At 66.1% G+C, this 16,503-nt stretch carries 10 protein-coding genes and 1 pseudogene; 5 read left to right on the forward strand and 6 right to left on the reverse strand.

The window, feature by feature from the left end; genetic code table 11:
• Positions 1-171: 171 nt before the first annotated feature.
• Positions 172-1,647, reverse strand: a complete 1,476-nt coding sequence (zwf, locus tag HB681_RS02050; protein WP_213953073.1) for a glucose-6-phosphate dehydrogenase — start codon at positions 1,645-1,647, stop codon at positions 172-174.
• 171 nt (positions 1,648-1,818) lie between these two features.
• On the opposite strand from zwf, the gene HB681_RS02055 reads away from it, so the two are divergent.
• The 5 genes and pseudogenes from HB681_RS02055 to HB681_RS02070 all read left to right on the forward strand — a co-directional run bounded on the left by HB681_RS02055 (position 1,819) and on the right by HB681_RS02070 (position 10,395).
• Positions 1,819-2,829 carry an ABC transporter substrate-binding protein gene (locus HB681_RS02055; RefSeq protein WP_213953074.1) on the forward strand — a complete coding sequence of 337 codons (1,011 nt, stop codon included), beginning with the start codon at positions 1,819-1,821 and terminating at the stop codon, positions 2,827-2,829.
• The gene (locus HB681_RS02060) at positions 2,826-5,027 is read left to right on the forward strand and encodes an iron ABC transporter permease (protein ID WP_345944609.1); all 2,202 of its coding nucleotides are present in this window, start codon (positions 2,826-2,828) and stop codon (positions 5,025-5,027) included. Before HB681_RS02055 ends, HB681_RS02060 begins: the two co-directional genes overlap by 4 nt.
• 154 nt (positions 5,028-5,181) lie before the next feature.
• Positions 5,182-6,228, forward strand: a complete 1,047-nt coding sequence (locus HB681_RS02065; RefSeq protein WP_213953076.1) for an ABC transporter ATP-binding protein — start codon at positions 5,182-5,184, stop codon at positions 6,226-6,228.
• 852 nt (positions 6,229-7,080) lie between these two features.
• Positions 7,081-7,698, forward strand: a pseudogene (locus HB681_RS38675) (PQQ-binding-like beta-propeller repeat protein); the annotation flags it as partial.
• A 177-nt stretch (positions 7,699-7,875) separates the two neighbouring features.
• A complete protein-coding gene (locus HB681_RS02070) occupies positions 7,876-10,395 on the forward strand; it encodes an alkaline phosphatase family protein (protein ID WP_345944611.1) in 2,520 nt (839 codons plus the stop codon).
• 176 nt (positions 10,396-10,571) lie between these two features.
• Here the strand turns inward: HB681_RS02070 and HB681_RS02075 are convergent, their stop codons facing one another.
• From HB681_RS02075 to HB681_RS02095, 5 genes are all read right to left on the reverse strand, one after another.
• Positions 10,572-11,558, reverse strand: coding sequence for an acryloyl-CoA reductase (locus HB681_RS02075; RefSeq protein ID WP_213953078.1), 987 nt, complete (start codon positions 11,556-11,558; stop codon positions 10,572-10,574).
• Between the two features lie 25 nt (positions 11,559-11,583).
• The gene (locus HB681_RS02080) at positions 11,584-12,768 is read right to left on the reverse strand and encodes an acyl-CoA dehydrogenase family protein (protein WP_213953079.1); all 1,185 of its coding nucleotides are present in this window, start codon (positions 12,766-12,768) and stop codon (positions 11,584-11,586) included.
• On the reverse strand, positions 12,765-13,742 hold the full coding sequence (locus HB681_RS02085; protein WP_213953080.1) for a tripartite tricarboxylate transporter substrate binding protein: 978 nt from the start codon (positions 13,740-13,742) through the stop codon (positions 12,765-12,767). The genes HB681_RS02080 and HB681_RS02085 overlap by 4 nt, the downstream gene beginning before the upstream one ends.
• A 140-nt stretch (positions 13,743-13,882) precedes the next feature.
• Positions 13,883-15,043 (reverse strand): acyl-CoA dehydrogenase family protein, encoded by a 1,161-nt coding sequence (locus HB681_RS02090; RefSeq protein WP_213953081.1) that lies wholly within the window; start codon positions 15,041-15,043, stop codon positions 13,883-13,885.
• A 151-nt stretch (positions 15,044-15,194) separates the two neighbouring features.
• Positions 15,195-16,424 (reverse strand): CaiB/BaiF CoA-transferase family protein, encoded by a 1,230-nt coding sequence (locus HB681_RS02095; protein WP_213953082.1) that lies wholly within the window; start codon positions 16,422-16,424, stop codon positions 15,195-15,197.
• Between the last annotated feature and the right edge of the window lie 79 nt (positions 16,425-16,503).

Here is a 16,503-nt window from a genome sequence, read left to right on the forward strand (position 1 = left end):
ACGCGAAGGACGCGAAGGTTCCGCGAAGGACGCGAAAGAATTCAATAAAAGAAGTTGAAAAGAAGAATCCGGGTTTGATTTTTCTTGGGTCTTCTTTCGCGTCCTTCGCGGAACCTTCGCGTCCTCTGCGTACGGCTGTCCGATCCCGGCTCCGACCCCCCGCACCCAGAGCTACTGCTCCTCGCCCCAGGCAAACCCGTCCCGCGCAATCATCGCGCTCGACGCACTCGGACCCCAGGTACCCGCTGCGTAAGGCCGCGGCCCGCCGTCGATGCCCCAGCTGTCGATCAGGGGCTCGACCCAGTGCCAGGCGGCTTCCTGCTCGTCGCTGCGCACGAACAGGTTGAGGCGGCCGTCGATCACGTCGAGCAGCAGGCGCTCGTAGGCGCCCACGCGCTCGGTGCCGAAGCGCTTGTCGAAGTCGAGGTCGAGTTGCACCGGTGCCAGCGGCAGCATGCCGCCGCGCACGCCGGCCTTGGTGTTCACGCGCTGGTCCTGCGCTTGCGCCAACAGGTGAAGTTCCAGCCCATCCTTCGGCTGCAGGTTGATCACCAGCTTGTTCGCGATGCCGGCGGGCGTGCGGAAGATGGCATGCGGCGCGGGGCGGAAATTGATCTCGATGCGCGCGTCGCGGGACGCGAGGCGCTTGCCGGTGCGGATGTAGATGGGCACGCCGGCCCAGCGCCAGTTCTCGATCTCGGTGCGCAGCGCCACGAAGGTCTCGGTGCGGCTCTCGGGGTCGACGCCGGGCTCTTCCTTGTAGCCTTGCACGCGCTCGCCATACGCGGTGCCTGCGGTGTATTGGCCGCGAACGGCATGCAGGCCCAGCGAATCGGGCGTCCAGCGTTTCAGCGAGCGCAGCACCTTCAGCTTCTCGTCGCGGATGGCATCGGCATGCGCGTTGATCGGCGGCTCCATGCCGATGGCGCAGACCAGTTGCAGCGCATGGTTCTGCACCATGTCGCGCAAGGCACCGGTCTGGTCGTAGAAGGCGCCACGCTTTTCGACGCCGAGGTCTTCGGCGATGGTGATCTGGATGTTGGCGATATGTTCGCGGCGCCACATCGGTTCGAACAGCGCATTGCCGAAGCGCAGCGCGAACAGGTTCTGCACCGAGGGCTTGCCGAGGTAATGGTCGATGCGGAAGACTTGGTTCTCCTTCAGCACCTTGCCGACCGCTTCGTTGATGGCGCGGTTGGAGGCGAGGTCGTGGCCGAGCGGTTTCTCGAGCACCACGCGCGTCTTCGGCCCGTTGAGGCCGGCCACCGCGATCTGCTCGACGGTCTGCGTGAAAAGTGCCGGTGCCGTTGCGACATACATGATGACGTTGTCGGCATTGCGCGTGTTGAGCATGTCGGCCAGGCGGGCATAGTCGGCCGGCTTGGACAGGTCGAGCCGCAGGTAGTAGAGCATCGAGGCGAAGGCCTTGAACTCATCTTCGGTGGGGCGCTTGGCGCCTTCGACCGCCTTGAAGCGCGACTGGATCAGTTCGCGGTACTGGTCGTCCGAAAGGTCGTCGCGCGCGACACCGATGATGCGGCCATTGGCGGGGAGGCTGCCGTGGCGGAAGGCCTGGAACAACGCCGGCATCAGCTTGCGCCATGCCAGGTCACCGGTGCCGCCGAACAGAACGAGATCGAAACTCATGTGGTTTTCCGTGAGGTGGGGAAGTCGACTTCCGAGCAAGTCGAGATGGCAAGCCACATCGACTTGAGAGCCCGACTTTAATGGTAGTTGTACGGATGACCGATACGTTCACGCGCCACTAAGCTGGTTTGTCGCCAAGGGAGGCCCTTCTCTTTTAATGTTATTCATCATATGAAAAAGATCCTCTTCTCGGCCTTGATTCTGGGCATGTCGTCGATGGCTTCGGCGCAGCAGGTCAACGTGATCTGCTCGGTGCAGGCCGACTGGTGCAACATGATCGCGACCGTCTATGCGCGCACCACGGGCGTCAAGATCAACCTGGCGCTCAAGGGCTCGGGCGAGGCGCTGGCGCAGCTCATGGCCGAGAAGGAGAACCCGAAGACCGACGTGTGGTTCGGCGGCACGGGCGACCCGCACCTGCAGGCGGCTGAACTGGGCCTGACGCTGGAATACAAGTCGCCCTCGCTGACGCAGCTCTATCCCTGGGCACAGGAGCAGGCGCAGCAGTCGGGCTACAAGACCGTGGGCATCTATTCGGGGCCGCTGGGCTTCGGCTACAACACGGAGCTGCTGAAGAAAAAGAAGCTCGACATTCCAAAGAGCTGGGCCGACCTGCTGAAGCCCGAATACAAGGGCGACATCCAGGTGGCCAACCCCGCATCGAGCGGCACGGCCTACACGATGATCGCCACGCTGGTGCAACTGATGGGCGAGGAGAAGGCCTTCGACTATCTCAAGGGGCTGCACAGGAACGTGGGCCAGTACACGCGTACGGGCGTCGGGCCGATCAAGGCGGTGGCGCGCGGCGAGACGGCGGTGTCGATCAGCTTCGTGCACGATGCGCCGCAGGAAAGGATGGCGGGCTTCCCGGTCGAGACGGTGACGCCGTCGGAGGGCACCGGTGCGGAGATCGGCTCGATGAGCATCGTCAAGGGGGCGCGCAACCTGGCCGAGGCGAAGAAGTTCTATGAATGGGCATTGACGCCGCAGGCACAGACCTTCGGCGCGAATGCCAAGCAGTACCAGTTGCCGTCGAACAAAGCCACGCCGGTGGACGCCAACGTACCGGACTTCAAGAAGATCAAGATGATCAACTACGACTATGCGAAGTACGGAAAGAGCGATGAGCGTCGGCGGCTGATCGGGCGGTGGGAGAAGGAAGTCAACTCGTTGCCGAGGTGACACGCAAGCCCAACGCCGCCATCGCCTCCTGCGTGGCGGCCGGCCTCGTCGGCTATCTGCTGCTGCCCTGGTACGCGATCCAGGACACCAGTTGGTATGAAGCCTGGCCGCGCATCTTCAGCGAGGGTGATGCGGCCAATGGCGTGTTGCAGGCGTTGCTGCAGGGGCGTGGCTGGTTGCTGGTGGGCGTGCTCGGGCTGGCGCTTTGCGGTGTCGGCGCAATGTCGGCGCCGGGGCGCGCGCAAGGGCGGTGGTTGCTGGCGGGCGGGCTGATCGGAGCGGTCGGGCTGGCGGTGTCGGGCTTCACCATCGGCGCGCGTGGATGGAGCGTCACCGCGCTCAACAGCGCGTTCGGCGAATTGTCGGTCAACCAGTTCGGCATGGGTGCCGGCGGGTCCGTCGCGATCGCGGCCTTGGTGCTGCTCCTGGCTTTCGGGCTGGCGCGGCTCGGGTACTTCAAGGGTGACCTGTTCGTCGCGGGCGCGGTGATCGGCTGCGGCGTGACGATGGCGCTGTTCATCGCGTACCCGGTGAGCAAGGCGCTGGCAGGCGCGTTCTTCGACGAGGACGGCAAGTGGTCGCTTGCCGCGTTCGCAGCGCGTGTCTTCACCGAGCGGATCTGGGGCCTGGGTTGCGTGGCGGGCGGCGTGCGCTGCGGTGTCGCGTGGAACACGCTGGTGCTGGCCTTGCTCACCGCCACCGGCACCACCTTGCTGGGCACGTTGATGGCGCTGATGGCGGAGCGCGGCGGCAAGCGATGGCAGGCGCCGCTGCGCGTGCTGGCGTTGCTGCCGATCATCACGCCGCCCTTCGTCGTCGGGCTGGGGCTGATCCTGTTGTTCGGCCGCGCGGGCGTGGTCAACCAGGTGCTCGAAACCTGGTTCGGCATCGAGCCCACGCGCTGGTTCTACGGCATGCTTGGCGTGCTGGTGGCGCAGTTGTTCGCCTTCACGCCGATCGCTTTCATGATCATGCGCGGCGTCGTGCAGGGCATTGCGCCGAGCATGGAAGAGGCGGCGCAGATGCTGCATGCGGACCGTCGCCAGACCTTCTTCACCATCACGCTGCCGTTGATGAAGCCGGGGCTGGCCAATGCCTTCCTGGTCGGCTTCATCGAGAGCATCGCGGACTTCGGCAACCCGGTGGTGGTGGGCGGCCAGTTCTCGGTGCTGTCGACCGACATCTTCTTCGCCATCGTCGGCGCGCAATATGACCAGGGCCGTGCGGCATCGCTCGCGTGGGTGCTGACGATCTTCGCGCTCGGCGTGTTCGCGTTGCAGCGCGGCGTGCTGGGCAAGAAGAACTACACGACCGTCAGCGGCAAGGGCGATGCGGGCATTGCGATGGCGTTGCCGGACGGCGTGCGGCGCACGGTCTACGCGATCGCGTTTCCGTGGATCGTGTTCACGCTGGTGGTGTATCTCTTCGCGTTCGCCGGCGGCTTCGTGCAGACCTGGGGGCGCGACTACAGCCTGACGCTTAACCACTTCAAGACCGCGTTCGCGCTGGAGTGGGGCCAGTTCGGGCTGGTGTGGGCGGGCACGGCGTGGAATTCGCTGCTGACCACCTTGAAGCTGGCGGGCATCTCCGCGCCCGTGACGGCCGCGCTGGGCTTGCTGATCGCGTGGCTGCTGGCGCGCAACGAGTTCAGGGGGCAGGGTGTGTTCGAGTTCGGCGCGCTGCTGGCCTTTGCGATTCCGGGCACGGTGCTGGGCGTGAGCTACATCCTTGCGTTCAACGTCCCGCCGTTCGAGCTGACGGGCACCGGGCTGATCATCGTGCTGTGCTTCATGTTTCGTAACTTGCCCGTGGGCGTGCGGGCCGGCACGGCGGCGTTCAAGCAACTGGACCGCTCGCTCGACGAGGCCTCGCTGATGCTGCGTGCATCCACCTCGCAGACGCTGTTCCACGTGGTGCTGCCGCTGTTGAAGCCCGCGCTGGTGGCTGCGCTGGTCTACAGCTTCGTGCGCGCGATGACCACGGTGAGCGCGGTCATCTTTCTTGTGACGGCCGAGAACGAACTGGCCACCACCTACATCATCGGCCGCGTCGGCAATGGCGACTATGGCGTGGCGCTGGCCTACTGCACGGTCTTGATCGTGCTGATGTCGGCGGCGATCGCGTTGATCCAGTGGCTGGTCGGTGAGCGCAAGCTGGGGCGGCGCAGGGCTGTGGTTGCGCCTGTGGTGGCGCAGTAGGAATGCAATACGGGCAGGAGAACGCGGAAGTCCCAAAGGTTTCGCAGAAGTCGCAAAAGAACAGCCAAGTTTTTGAATTTCTTTTGCGACCTTTGCGAAACCTTTGGGACTTCCGCGTTCGGCTGTCCGAATCCGATTTTGGAGTCTTGTCCTCATGAGCAACGGCATCGAATTCCGCAACGTGACCAAGCGCTATGGAACCGACCCGTCGGCGCCGTTGGCGGTGAAGGGCATCAGCTTCGAGGTGCCGGTCGGCACGCTGACCACCATCCTCGGGCCTTCGGGCTGCGGCAAGACAACCACCTTGCGCATGATCGCAGGGCTGGAGTCGCCGACCTCGGGCGCGATCCTCATGGGCGGGCGCGATGTCACCACGCTCGGGCCGGCCGAGCGCAACGTGAGCATGATGTTCCAGAGCTACGCGCTGTTCCCGCATATGAACGTGATCGAGAACGTGGGCTACGGGCTGAAGATGAGCGGCGTGAAGAAGGACGAGATCGCGCGCCGCGCACGCGAGACGCTCAAGGGCGTGGGCCTGGTCGACTTCGACGAGCGACTGCCGAGCGAACTGTCGGGCGGCCAGCAGCAACGCGTGGCACTGGCGCGCGCCCTGGTGCTGGAGCCGGCGGTGCTGCTGTTCGACGAGCCGCTGTCGAACCTCGACGCGCGGCTGCGTCGCGAGATGCGGGAGGAGATCCGTGGCCTGCAGCAGCGGCTGAAACTCACGGTGGCTTACGTCACGCACGACCAGAGCGAAGCGCTCGCGGTCAGCGACCAGATCATCGTGATGGACCACGGCGTCATCGCGCAGACCGGTACGCCCGAGCAGCTCTACAACCGGCCGGAGAGCGAGTTCGTGGCGGGCTTCATGGGGGAGGCTTCGGTGTTTCCCGCGATGGCGCTGGCGGATGGGCGGGTGGCGCTTGGTCCGCTGTGGCTGGAGCCGCGCCATGCCGTGGCGCCGGGTGCGGTGAAGGTGGCGGTACGGCCGGAGGCGTGGGTGATCGGCGAGCCGGGCGGGCTGCCGGCTACCTTGCGCAAGGCAGCGTATCTGGGTGGGTACTACGAGTATGGGTTCGACACGGCGCTGGGGCCGGTGTTCGTGGTGTCGACTGAGCTGGGGCGGCGGCTGGTTGAGGGGGCTGAGACGACGCTGACGCTGGGAGCGCATGGGGTGTCGGTAGTGCGTGCTCGGTCATAGGCTGGTAGGACCCCGCCGCGGTCCAAGCCATCGGCAGGCTGCCGCAGAAAGCCCCAGAGGCGTGCGAAGCCAACCCGCTGATGGGCCCTTCGCGAGGCTGCAAGCACCCGCTGCATGACCGGCCCCCGCATCGGGCGGAAATTCGCATGTATTCCTTCGCAAGGTCGGTTCGATGGGAGCGCACCGTTGACTGGCGATCCGCGCGAACGACGCGGCATTCGGTCAAGGACGACCGGCAACTCCGGGCCCGAAGAGGTCCGTCGACATCGTCGACTCAACGGTTGGTAGGTGCGTGATGGCGCCAATGATGAACAGGCTGGTCGATCCCGCGACCAGTGCCACCGTTTGAGGGCAATCGCGTCACGAAGAAGGCGTGCCTGCAATATGGCGGTCGTCGCGTCGCCGGCGCCCAGCAATGAAACGTGTGGCGCGAAGTCGCGACCGCTCTATGGATCATCGCTGCGAGCGCGGCGCGCGCAAGTGCGAAAACGAAGGTAGCCGGCAGGTCGCATGAACGCTGGTGCAAGCGTATGGCACAGGCTGATTCCTCGGGTGGATCACTGAAGGCAAGTGCATCGCGCCGCACGCAACTTGCAATGGACAAGAGCGAACCTCCCGTGCCAATATGCTTGGCCACACCTCCCTCCGAGAGCATCGCCTCCCGGTCCCGCCCCATCGACGTGGGCCCCTGCCAAGGAGCAGCGGGCCACGTCGATGTTGCACACCTTCCTGCGCAACCAGAGGGGAATCGAGATGACGGAAAAGATCACGATCCGGGTCGGAGCCAATCCGAGTGCCCTGGCTTTCGACGGCGCCTGCGTCTGGGTGGCCAACTGGGGTAGCAACAACGTGATGCGGATACGGGCCGCCACGGCCGAGGTTATCGGCACCTATCCTGTCGTCGCACCGGCGGGGCTGGCCTTCGACGGTACCCACATCGTCGTTCTGTCGAACGGTGGCGCGGTCAAGTTGTCGATCGAGACCGGCGAGGTGGTCGGCAACTATGCCTTGGCCTCCGACGATCAACCGTCCACGATCACCGCCGACGGAACCAATGTTTGGACGGCGAACTACCGTCGCCACAGCGTGTCGAAGCTGCTCACGCACTCCGGCGAACTGATCGGCACTTATCCCACCGGCGAGCGGCCCTCGGCTTTGGCGTTCGACGGGACGCACATCTGGGTCGCCAACCAATACGGCGAGAGCGTGACCAAGCTCATGGCGGCCACGGGTGCCGAGGTCGGCACCTATCGGGTCGCCGAGTCGTCGGGCGGTCTGGTCTGCGACGGTACCCACGTCTGGGTCTCGGGAACGGGCCGGGCCATCGTGACCAAGCTCGCTGTCGACACCGGCGCGGTCGTCTGGGAATGCCCTGCCGGCAATAGTCCCCAGCAAATCGCCTTTGACGGCGCCTGCATATGGGCCGCCGACCAGGCCCGAGGCGTCCTCACAAAGCTGGATGCCGCCTCCGGCGCGGTCGTGGAGACGATCGACGGCCTGCCCAGCCCCGCCGTCATGGTCTTCGACGGAACCTGCATGTGGGTCGCGAATTACGCCGACGAGCGCGTGACCCGCATCGTGGCCACCGGCGTCGCAGGCACATCGGGCCGGCCAATGCAGCAGATCGAACACGTCGTGCTGCTGATGATGGAGAACCGATCGTTCGACAGTCTGCTTGGCTGGCTCTACGAACAAGGCCACCCGGCCCGGCACGTGCCGCCGCTTCGGCAGGGACTGCGCGCCTACGAAGGCCTGCAAGGACTCGATCTGGGCGCATTCGAGAACGTCGATGCGACCGGGCGGATCAAGGTCAAGCCGACCCGTGGCGCGCAGGGGCTCAACGTCCCCAACATCGCTCCAGGCGAGAACTTCGCGCAGGTCGCCACGCAGTTGTACGAATGGCCGTTCGAGATGACCTTCGCGCCGCCCATCCAGATGACGCCCGGCGGCGTTCTGGCGGCAGGCGGATGGCGCACCCACGACGCCGTGAAAGGCATGTCGTCCGCGCAAGTGCACGAGGCGCTGAGTGGCGCGATGGCCGGCAACAGCAGCCAGAGCCATGCCTACTTCTCGGCCTTCCCCGACAGCCGGCCCCTGAATGGTCCGCCGGCCAGCGACCTGGCCGGCAAACTGGCCATCGTCGTGTTCTTGCGAGACGCGAAGATCCGCGACGTGCCGTGGCTCAAGTCGCAAACCGACGACGATCACCGCAACACTGTGATCGCGTGGCTGGCGAATACCTTCTCCATTCCGGTGGGCGAACTCCAGGCCAGCGCTAACGAGGACCTCGTGCTCATGGCGTGGACGCGCTCGCGCAAGGCCAGCATGAAAGGCTATGTGCGCGACTACACGAACGTGCTGCGGCACCTTGCCTTTCCGGAAGAAGTTGTCGGGCGATACGCCTCACAGGTGATGCAGAGCTTCACGCCGGATCAGTTGCCTGTCATCAATGGATTGGCGGAGCACTACGCCGTCTCGGACCTGTGGTTCTCGTCGGTGCCATCGCAGACGAACCCCAACCGCGCTTTTGCGATGTGCGGGACCTCGATGGGCCTGGTCAACAACGGCTTCCTGGAGAAGGATTCGCGCGCGGCCGCCATCGAGAGCGCCTTCGGATACCTGATCGGCGACGACCGCTTCGAGTCGAAGACGATCTTCAATGCGCTGGAGGAGGCCAATTCGACGTGGAAGGTGTTCTACCAGAGCGGCTATCTGCCGAGCAACATCTGCAACGCTATCCAGGTCGCCACGGGCGGCAGTGTCGCGGCGGGGATCGGGCTTGCGGCGCGGGCACCCCTGCTTGCGCTCGGGCAATTGATCGTCGGGGCCATCAGCGCGAACCACGCGCAATACCTCAAGGAGTTGAGCTCTCCGGACGTGGTGTCCGACTACACCCACCGCCTTTTCCCGGAGATGCTTCGCGTCGCAAATGCGGACACCCATTTCGCGAAACTCGACGACTTCCACACGCTGGCGCGCGCCGGAAAACTGCCGCACTTCTCCTATCTGCAACCCGAATGGACGATCGCCCACGCCGGCACCGGCGGTGGCTTCGGCTCGACGCTGGGCATCCAGAGCGTGCTCTTCCATCAGGGCCGGGACTACCACCCGCCCGGCAATCTCGATGCCGCGGAGAATCTGGTCAAGGACATCTACGCCAGCCTGATCGCGAACCGGGCGGCTTGGGAAAAGACCCTGTTTGTCATGACGTTCGACGAGCCCGTCGGCGCGTTCGACCACGTGCCGCCGCCCGCGGCGATACCGCCCTGGGGCGACGGGCCTTCGCCCGTCAAGCGGGAATCGAATTTCGACTTTCGCCGGTATGGCGGTCGCGTACCTGCCATCCTGGTGTCGCCATGGATCGAGAAGGGCACCGTGTTCAGATCGACAACAGATGTGCCCTACGATCACACGTCGCTCATCGCGACGATCCTCAAATGGCGCGGCCTGGAGAAGCACATCCCGGATTTCGGCAGCCGTACCGCGAAGGCACCCACGTTCGACGCCGTGCCTTGCTTGAAGACCGCACGGCGCGACGAGAAGGCGGTCCGCTTCCTGAAATCACACACGAACGGCGAACCGCTCGCGTATCACGATCGCTTCTGGCTGAAGGATCACAAGGGCCGGTACGTCGCTGGATTTGCGGAACACTACGTCGTGCCGTTCTCGACAGTTTCCGCCGATCCGAACATCAGCGAGTTCTTTCCGATTCTGAGCAATTCGGCTCCCGCCGCGAAGCGCACCGAGTTCTATTTCGAGAACGCCGAGGATCGCCCGTACGCGGGTAGCGTCCAGGCGATCCGCGGCGCGAAGATGAGGCTGGTGGCCGCCGAGAGCGGGCTCGGCGCCTACAACGTGCTGGGCGCATGGAAGGACTCCACCGACGCCTACTATTTCAACGACTACATGGAAGGCGACAACAACACGCGCCAGACCTGGATGCTCGTGAAGGAGAAGCCGGGCCCTGTCCTTTTCGGTGATCGTGTCGGCATCCAGAGCGCATATGAGTTCGGATGGGCAACCGGCGGCAGCGGGCAGTGCCTGGTGCCGTGCTATGACCATGAAAACTACCTGACCACCATCGTGCCGGGTAATCGGAGCTGGTACATGCATTTCTACGAGAACAGTGAATATCTTTGGACGCTGGAGCCTGTCGACAGGCGCTGAGGGTCCGGACCGGAGGCGACCTTTGGCGCTTCGTCGGCGACGAGGTTTGCATGTGCCGCGGACACGCGCGAAAAGCCACAAAGAGTGCCCGCAATGCCTGGTACGAAGAGCCTTGCCACGCAGTAGCCCGCGACGACATCGAATCGCGGCGGCGTGCCGCGGATGCCGGCACCTGCCTAACGCCGCATATCAATCACAGTCCGCCCCCGCACCTTCCCTTCCAGCGTCCGATCCAGCCACTCCGGCAATTCTTCCAACCCGATCACATTGGCAATCTGCGCGAGTTGCGCGGGCCGGTATTCGTTCGCCATCTTCTTCCACACCATCTCGCGCAGCGGCATCGGGGAGTTGGCGTTGATGCCCAGGAGGCTCACGCCGCGCAGGATGAAGGGCAGCACGGTGGTGTTCAGCTCCGCGCCGCCGGCATTGCCGAAGGCCGCGATCACGCCGCCGGGCAGGGCGGTCCGCGTCAACCATGCGAGGGTGTCGCCGCCAACCGAATCCACCGCACCGGCCCACTGGCCCTTCTCCAGCGGCTTGGGTCTTGCCTGCGCGTCGATGCGGCCGATGACCTCGCTCGCGCCCAGCGACTGCAGATAAGGCACGGCCTCGGGCTTGCCGCTCATCGCCGTCACGCTGTAGCCGCGCTGCGAGAGCATGTCGATCGCCACGCTGGCCACGCCGCCAGTGGCGCCGGTGACCAGCACCGGGCCCTGTCCGGGCGCCAGTCCGTTGAGTTCCATCAGGTGCAGCGAGTAGCCCGCGGTGTAGCCGGCCGCGCCCAGCACGGCGGCATCGAACAGGCTGAAGCCCTGCGGAATGCGCATGACCCAGTCGCCCGCCACGCGCGCCATCTGCGCATGCCCGCCGTCGTGGTCGACGCCGATGCCGAAGCCGTGCACCACAACTTCGTCACCGCGCTGCCAGCGTACGTCGGCGGACTCCAGCACCGTCCCTGTCAGGTCGATGCCGCCGATCCGCGGCCAGGTGCGGATGATGCTGTTGAGTCCCTTGGAGGCCAGCGCATCCTTGTAGTTGATGCTGGAGTACGCGACCTCGATGAGCACGTCGCCGGGGCTGAGATCGGCTGTCGTGAGTTCGCAGATCTGGCGCACCGGTGCGGTCTCGCCCGCCAGCAGGCGAAGGGCCTTGAAATGTTGCATGTCGTCGAATTCCAGTGGAAGGTGTTCAGGCGCGCAGGTTGCCCTTCAAGATGCGCCGCGCCAGTGTGGCGCGGTGCAGCTCGGTGGCACCGTCGTAGATGCGGAAGGGCCGCAGTTCGTTGAAGATCAGCGCCACCGGCGTGTCTTCCGACATGCCCAGCGCACCCATCATCTGGGCGGCGCGGTCGGCCACGCGAAACACGGCCTCGGACACGAAGACCTTGGTCATCGCCGATTCATGCTTGACCGATTCGCCCGCGTCCATGAGGGCGGCCGTGTGCCACGTCATGAGGCGGCAGGCATGCAGGTCGATGTGCGAATCGGCCACCATCGCCTGGACCTGCTGCTGGTCGGCCAGGCGCTCGCCGAAGGAGCTGCGCGCGTTGACGTAGTCCTGCGCGATGCTCATGGCGCGCGAGGCGCGGCCGATGAAGCGCATGCAGTGGGACAGGCGGGCCGGCTCCAGGCGCTGCTGCGCATAGACCAGGCCCTGGCCCACCTCGCCCAGCACCGCGTCGTCGCCGACTTCGCAGTTGTCGAGCCGGATTTCCCCATGCCCGCCGATCTGGAAGCCGCCCAGGCCCGGGATGTTGCGGACCAGCCGGTAGCCGGGGTTGTCGGTGTCCACGATGAAGGTGGTGGCGCCTTCGTCGGTCTGGGCCAGCACGATGGCAAAGGCCGCCCCCACCGCGCCGCTGATGAACCACTTGTGGCCATCGATGACCCAGCCGCCGCCCGCGCGCCGCCGCGCAGTCGTGCGCAACATCGACGGGTCGGAACCCGCGCCGGGTGCTGGCTCGGTCATGGCGAAGCAGGAGCGCATGTCGCCGCGGATCAGCGGTGCGAGGTACCTGGCCTTCTGCGCCGGCGTGCCGTGCTGGACCAGGTTGATCATGTTGGGCTGGTCGGGCGGCGCGCAGTTCATCGCACCCGGCGCCAGGAAGCTGCGGCCCGCTTCCTCCAGCATCACGGCACGCTCGCGCCAGGAGAGGCCGAGGCCGCCCAGCTCCGCCGGCAACTGCGGCGCGTAGATGCCGGCGTTGCGGGCCAGGGGGCGCAGCGTGCGCATCACTTCATCCAGCGCGTCGACATCGTGCGCGAGCGCGGGGCTTTCGCGTGGGATGCACTCGCGCTCGACGAAGTCGCGCACCCGATCGCGCAGCTCGACCATGCGCCCGGTCAGCGCAAAGGGATTGGCGCCCGGCGTCATTCCAGGACAGTGCCGGTGGACTTGACCAGCGCGCCCCACTTCTTCGTCTCGGCCTGGATGAACTGGGCGAACTGCTCGGGTGTGTTGCCGGCGGGCTCGGCGCCCATGTCGATCATGCGTTTCTGCACGTCGGGCATGGCCAGCACCTTCACCACCGCGGCATGCAGCTTGTCGATGATCGGGCGCGGCGTGCCGGCCGGCGCCATCAGGCCCTTCCAGGCTGTCACGACGTAGCCCGGCAGGCCGGCTTCGGAGACGGTCGGGATGTCGGGCGCGGCGGCGGCGCGGCGTTCGCTCGCCACGGCCAACGCGCGCAGCTTGCCGGCCTTCACCTGCGGCAGGTAGGGCGGCATGTTGTCGATCGCCATCGTCACGTTGCCGCCCAGCAGGTCGGTGATGGCGGGGGCGGTGCCCTTGTAGGGCACATGCACCATCTTCAGGCCCGCCATCTGGTTCATGAGTTCGCCGGCCAGGTGCGCGGGCGAGCCGTTGCCGGGTGAGGCGAAGGTCACCTTGTCGGGGTTGGCCTTGGCATAGGCGATGAATTCGGCGAGGTTCTTCACGCCGATGGTGGGCGTGACCACCATCAGGTTGTGTTCGTTCTGCACCAGCGAGATCGGCGCCAGGTCCTTGACGGGGTCGAAGGTCATCTTCCGGTAGAGCGCCGGGTTGATGACGATCTGCGCAGCCGCGGCCAGCAGCAAGGTGTAGCCGTCGGGCGCGGCGCGCGCCACGGCCTCGGCGCCGATGTTGCCGGCCGCGCCGGCGCGGTTGTCCACGATGATGGGCTGCTTGAGCTCGGCGCCGAGCTTCTCGGCCATCAGCCGCGCCGCGATGTCGGCCGAGCCGCCCGGCGCGAAGCCGACGATGATCTTGATCGGCTTGCTGGGGTAGGCGTCTTGCGCCAGCGCTAGGCCGGAGGATGCGAGGAATGTTGCGCCGATGGCGGCGGCGATGAGGCTTCTGCGTTGCATTTGGCTTGTCTCTTTCTGTTCAGGATGCTTGTCTATTCAGGTTGCTTTGCGGGTGGATCCGACGCATGGCCAGTGCCCCACGAAGCCAGGGCGAGCAAGGCTCCGGTGGCCGCCCGGGGCGCTCTGGGCGTTTCGGGGGGTTACCTGATTTCATGACCGGCGGCGGCGTACGTGCGCCGCGCGATGTTGAGTTGATGGATCTGGCTGGTCCCCTCGTACAGGCGGAACAGGCGCACATCGCGGTAGAAGCGTTCGATGCTGTTGTCGGCGATGAAGCCATAGCCGCCCAGCATCTGCACGCAGCGGTCGGCCACGCGGCCGCACATCTCCGAGGCGAAGTACTTGCAGATCGAGGCCTCCATCGTCACGTCCAGTCCCTGGTCGCGCTTGCGGGCGGTCTCCAGCACCAGTGCGCGCGCGGCGTGGATCTCGGTCTGGCAGTCCGCCACCAGCGCCTGCACCAGCTGGAAGGCGCCCACGGGCTGGCCGAATTGCTCGCGTTTGGCGGTGTGCGTGACCGCGTCGTCCAGCATGCGGATGGCCGGCCCGATGCACAGCGCTGCAAGATGGATGCGCTGCTTGTTGAGCACCCGCATCGCGACCTTGAATCCTTCGCCCTCGGCGCCGATGCGCTGGCTGGCGGGCACGCGGCAGTTGTCGAAGTGCACCTCCGACACTGGCGAGCCGGCCTGTCCCATCTTGGCGTAGGGCGCGCCGGTGCTCAGTCCCGGCGTGGCGCGCTCGACCAGGAAGGCCGTCACGCCGGAGGCGCCGGGCTTCGACTTGTCCGTGCGCGCCATCACGGTGAAGAGCCCGGCGATGGGCGCGTTGGTGATGAAGCACTTGGTGCCGTTGAGGACGTAGTCGTCACCGTCGCGCACGGCGGTGGACTGGAGCGCCACCGCATCCGACCCGGCGCCGGGCTCGGTGAGGGCGAAGCAGCCGGTGAGCTCGCCCGACGCCATGGTCGGAAGGTAGCGCCGCTTCTGTTCCTCGTTGCCGTCGACCACCAGGGCCTCGGAGCCGATGCCGGTGTTGGTGCCCACGCGTGCGCGAAACGCCACCGAGCACTGCGACAGTTCCATCGCCGCGCGCACCAGCTCCTCGGTCGTCATGCCGGCGCCGCCGTAGGCCTCGGGAATCGAGAAGCCGAACAGGCCCTGCGCGGCCATCGCGGCCACCAGGTCGACCGGCACTTCGTCGTTGCGGGCCACCTCGGCTTCGCGCGGCATCAGGCGTTCGCGGCAAAAGCGGCGCAGGCCGGCGAGGAAGGTCTCGAAGCCTTGGGGGTCACGTATCACTGGTTGTCTCCTGTTGTTGCCACGGCGTAAGCGCGTGGGGTGGGCGCAGTCTAGGGAGATGCGCGCAAGGGTCGAGTGCTTGTTTCGTCAAATTAAACAAGTGCGTGTTGCAGCGGCCTGCAGCGCGGCTCGCGCGCGACACGACGAAGATTCAAATGACGCCTTCGGCCTCCAGCGCGCGCAACTCGATTTCGCTCACTCCCAGTTCGGCGAACACCGCGTGGTTGTGCTGGCCTACCGCAGGCCCCGTCCGTGGCGGCTCGCCCGCAAAGCCCGAGAAGCGCGGCACGATGCACGGCGCCGGCACGCTGCCCAGTTGCTCGTCCGGCAGCCGGATGATGGCGCCGCGCGCCTGGAAGTGCGGGTCGGCCAGCACGTCGTCGATGCCGTAGACCTTGCTGAACGGCACCTCGTGCCGCTGCAGCGCGGCCGAGAGCGCGTCGAAGCCCTGCGTGCCGCACCAGGCCGCGACCAGCCCGTCGATCTCGTCGAGGTTCCTGACGCGCGCCGGGTTGGTGGCGAAGCGCGGATCCGCCGGCAGTCCGGGGCGGCCCATGGCCTCGCAGATGCGGCGGAAGATGACGTCGGAGGAACCCACCACCGTCACCCAGATGCCGTCCGCGGACTTGTACATGTTGGACGGCGCCGTGTACGTGGCCCGCGAACCCGCGCGCTGCCGCACCTGGCCGAGCTGCTCGAACTCGACCGCCAGCGTCTCCAGCACGCGCATCAGGGCCTCGGTCGCGGACAGGTCGATCTCGCGCCCGGCCCGCTCGGGGTGCTGCCGCATCTCCACCATGGCAGACGCGATCGCGAAGGCGCCGAACAGCCCCGCGACCGCATCGCCGACCGGGTAGTTCATGTGCTGCGGGCTGCCATCGGGCTCGCCCGTGAGATGCGCAAAGCCGCTCATCGCCTCGAAGATCCGCGCGAAGCCTGGCCGCCCGGCGTAGGGTCCCGTTTGCCCGAAGCCGGTGAGGCGCAGCACGGTGAGCCGCGGGTTCGCCGCGTGCAGCGTTTCCATGTCCAGACCCCAGCGGTCCAGCGTGCCGGTGCGGAAGTTCTCGACCAGCACATCGAAGCGCGGCAGCAGGCGCAGCAACAGTTCGCGTCCCCGGGGCTTGCGCACGTCGAGCGAGATACCGCGCTTGCCTCGGTTGGTCACCTTCCAGTGCAGGGCGTGCTCGTCCTTCACGGGCGCAAGGCCTCGCAGCGCGTCGCTGCCATCGGGCAGTTCCAGCTTCAAGACGTCGGCGCCGAGGTCCGCGCACAGCGTGGCGGAGAACGGCGCGGCGATGACCGTGGCCATGTCGAGGATGCGAACGCCGGCCAAGGGGCCGGCCGAGAGCGTGGAGGCGGTTGGGGAAGCGGTGCTGTTCATGACGCGAGCATCCCCGCGCCGGCAGCACGCTACAACAACTGTTTTGACATGTTAATCAACGACCCCGTTACCGCATCCG

Source organism: Variovorax sp. dw_954, assembly GCF_018449755.1.
In the GTDB taxonomy this organism is placed as follows: domain Bacteria; phylum Pseudomonadota; class Gammaproteobacteria; order Burkholderiales; family Burkholderiaceae_C; genus Variovorax.

What these genes read in the sequence shown, in the direction of transcription:
- HB681_RS02065 (WP_213953076.1), top strand. Translation starts at nt 5,182, where the DNA reads ATGAGCAACGGCATCGAATTCCGCAACGTGACCAAGCGCTATGGAACC.
- HB681_RS02075 (WP_213953078.1), bottom strand. Translation starts at nt 11,558, where the DNA reads ATGCAACATTTCAAGGCCCTTCGCCTGCTGGCGGGCGAGACCGCACCG.
- HB681_RS02080 (WP_213953079.1), bottom strand. Translation starts at nt 12,768, where the DNA reads ATGACGCCGGGCGCCAATCCCTTTGCGCTGACCGGGCGCATGGTCGAG.
- HB681_RS02085 (WP_213953080.1), bottom strand. Translation starts at nt 13,742, where the DNA reads ATGCAACGCAGAAGCCTCATCGCCGCCGCCATCGGCGCAACATTCCTC.
- HB681_RS02055 (WP_213953074.1), top strand. Translation starts at nt 1,819, where the DNA reads ATGAAAAAGATCCTCTTCTCGGCCTTGATTCTGGGCATGTCGTCGATG.
- zwf (WP_213953073.1), bottom strand. Translation starts at nt 1,647, where the DNA reads ATGAGTTTCGATCTCGTTCTGTTCGGCGGCACCGGTGACCTGGCATGG.
- HB681_RS02095 (WP_213953082.1), bottom strand. Translation starts at nt 16,424, where the DNA reads ATGAACAGCACCGCTTCCCCAACCGCCTCCACGCTCTCGGCCGGCCCC.
- HB681_RS02070 (WP_345944611.1), top strand. Translation starts at nt 7,876, where the DNA reads ATGGAGAACCGATCGTTCGACAGTCTGCTTGGCTGGCTCTACGAACAA.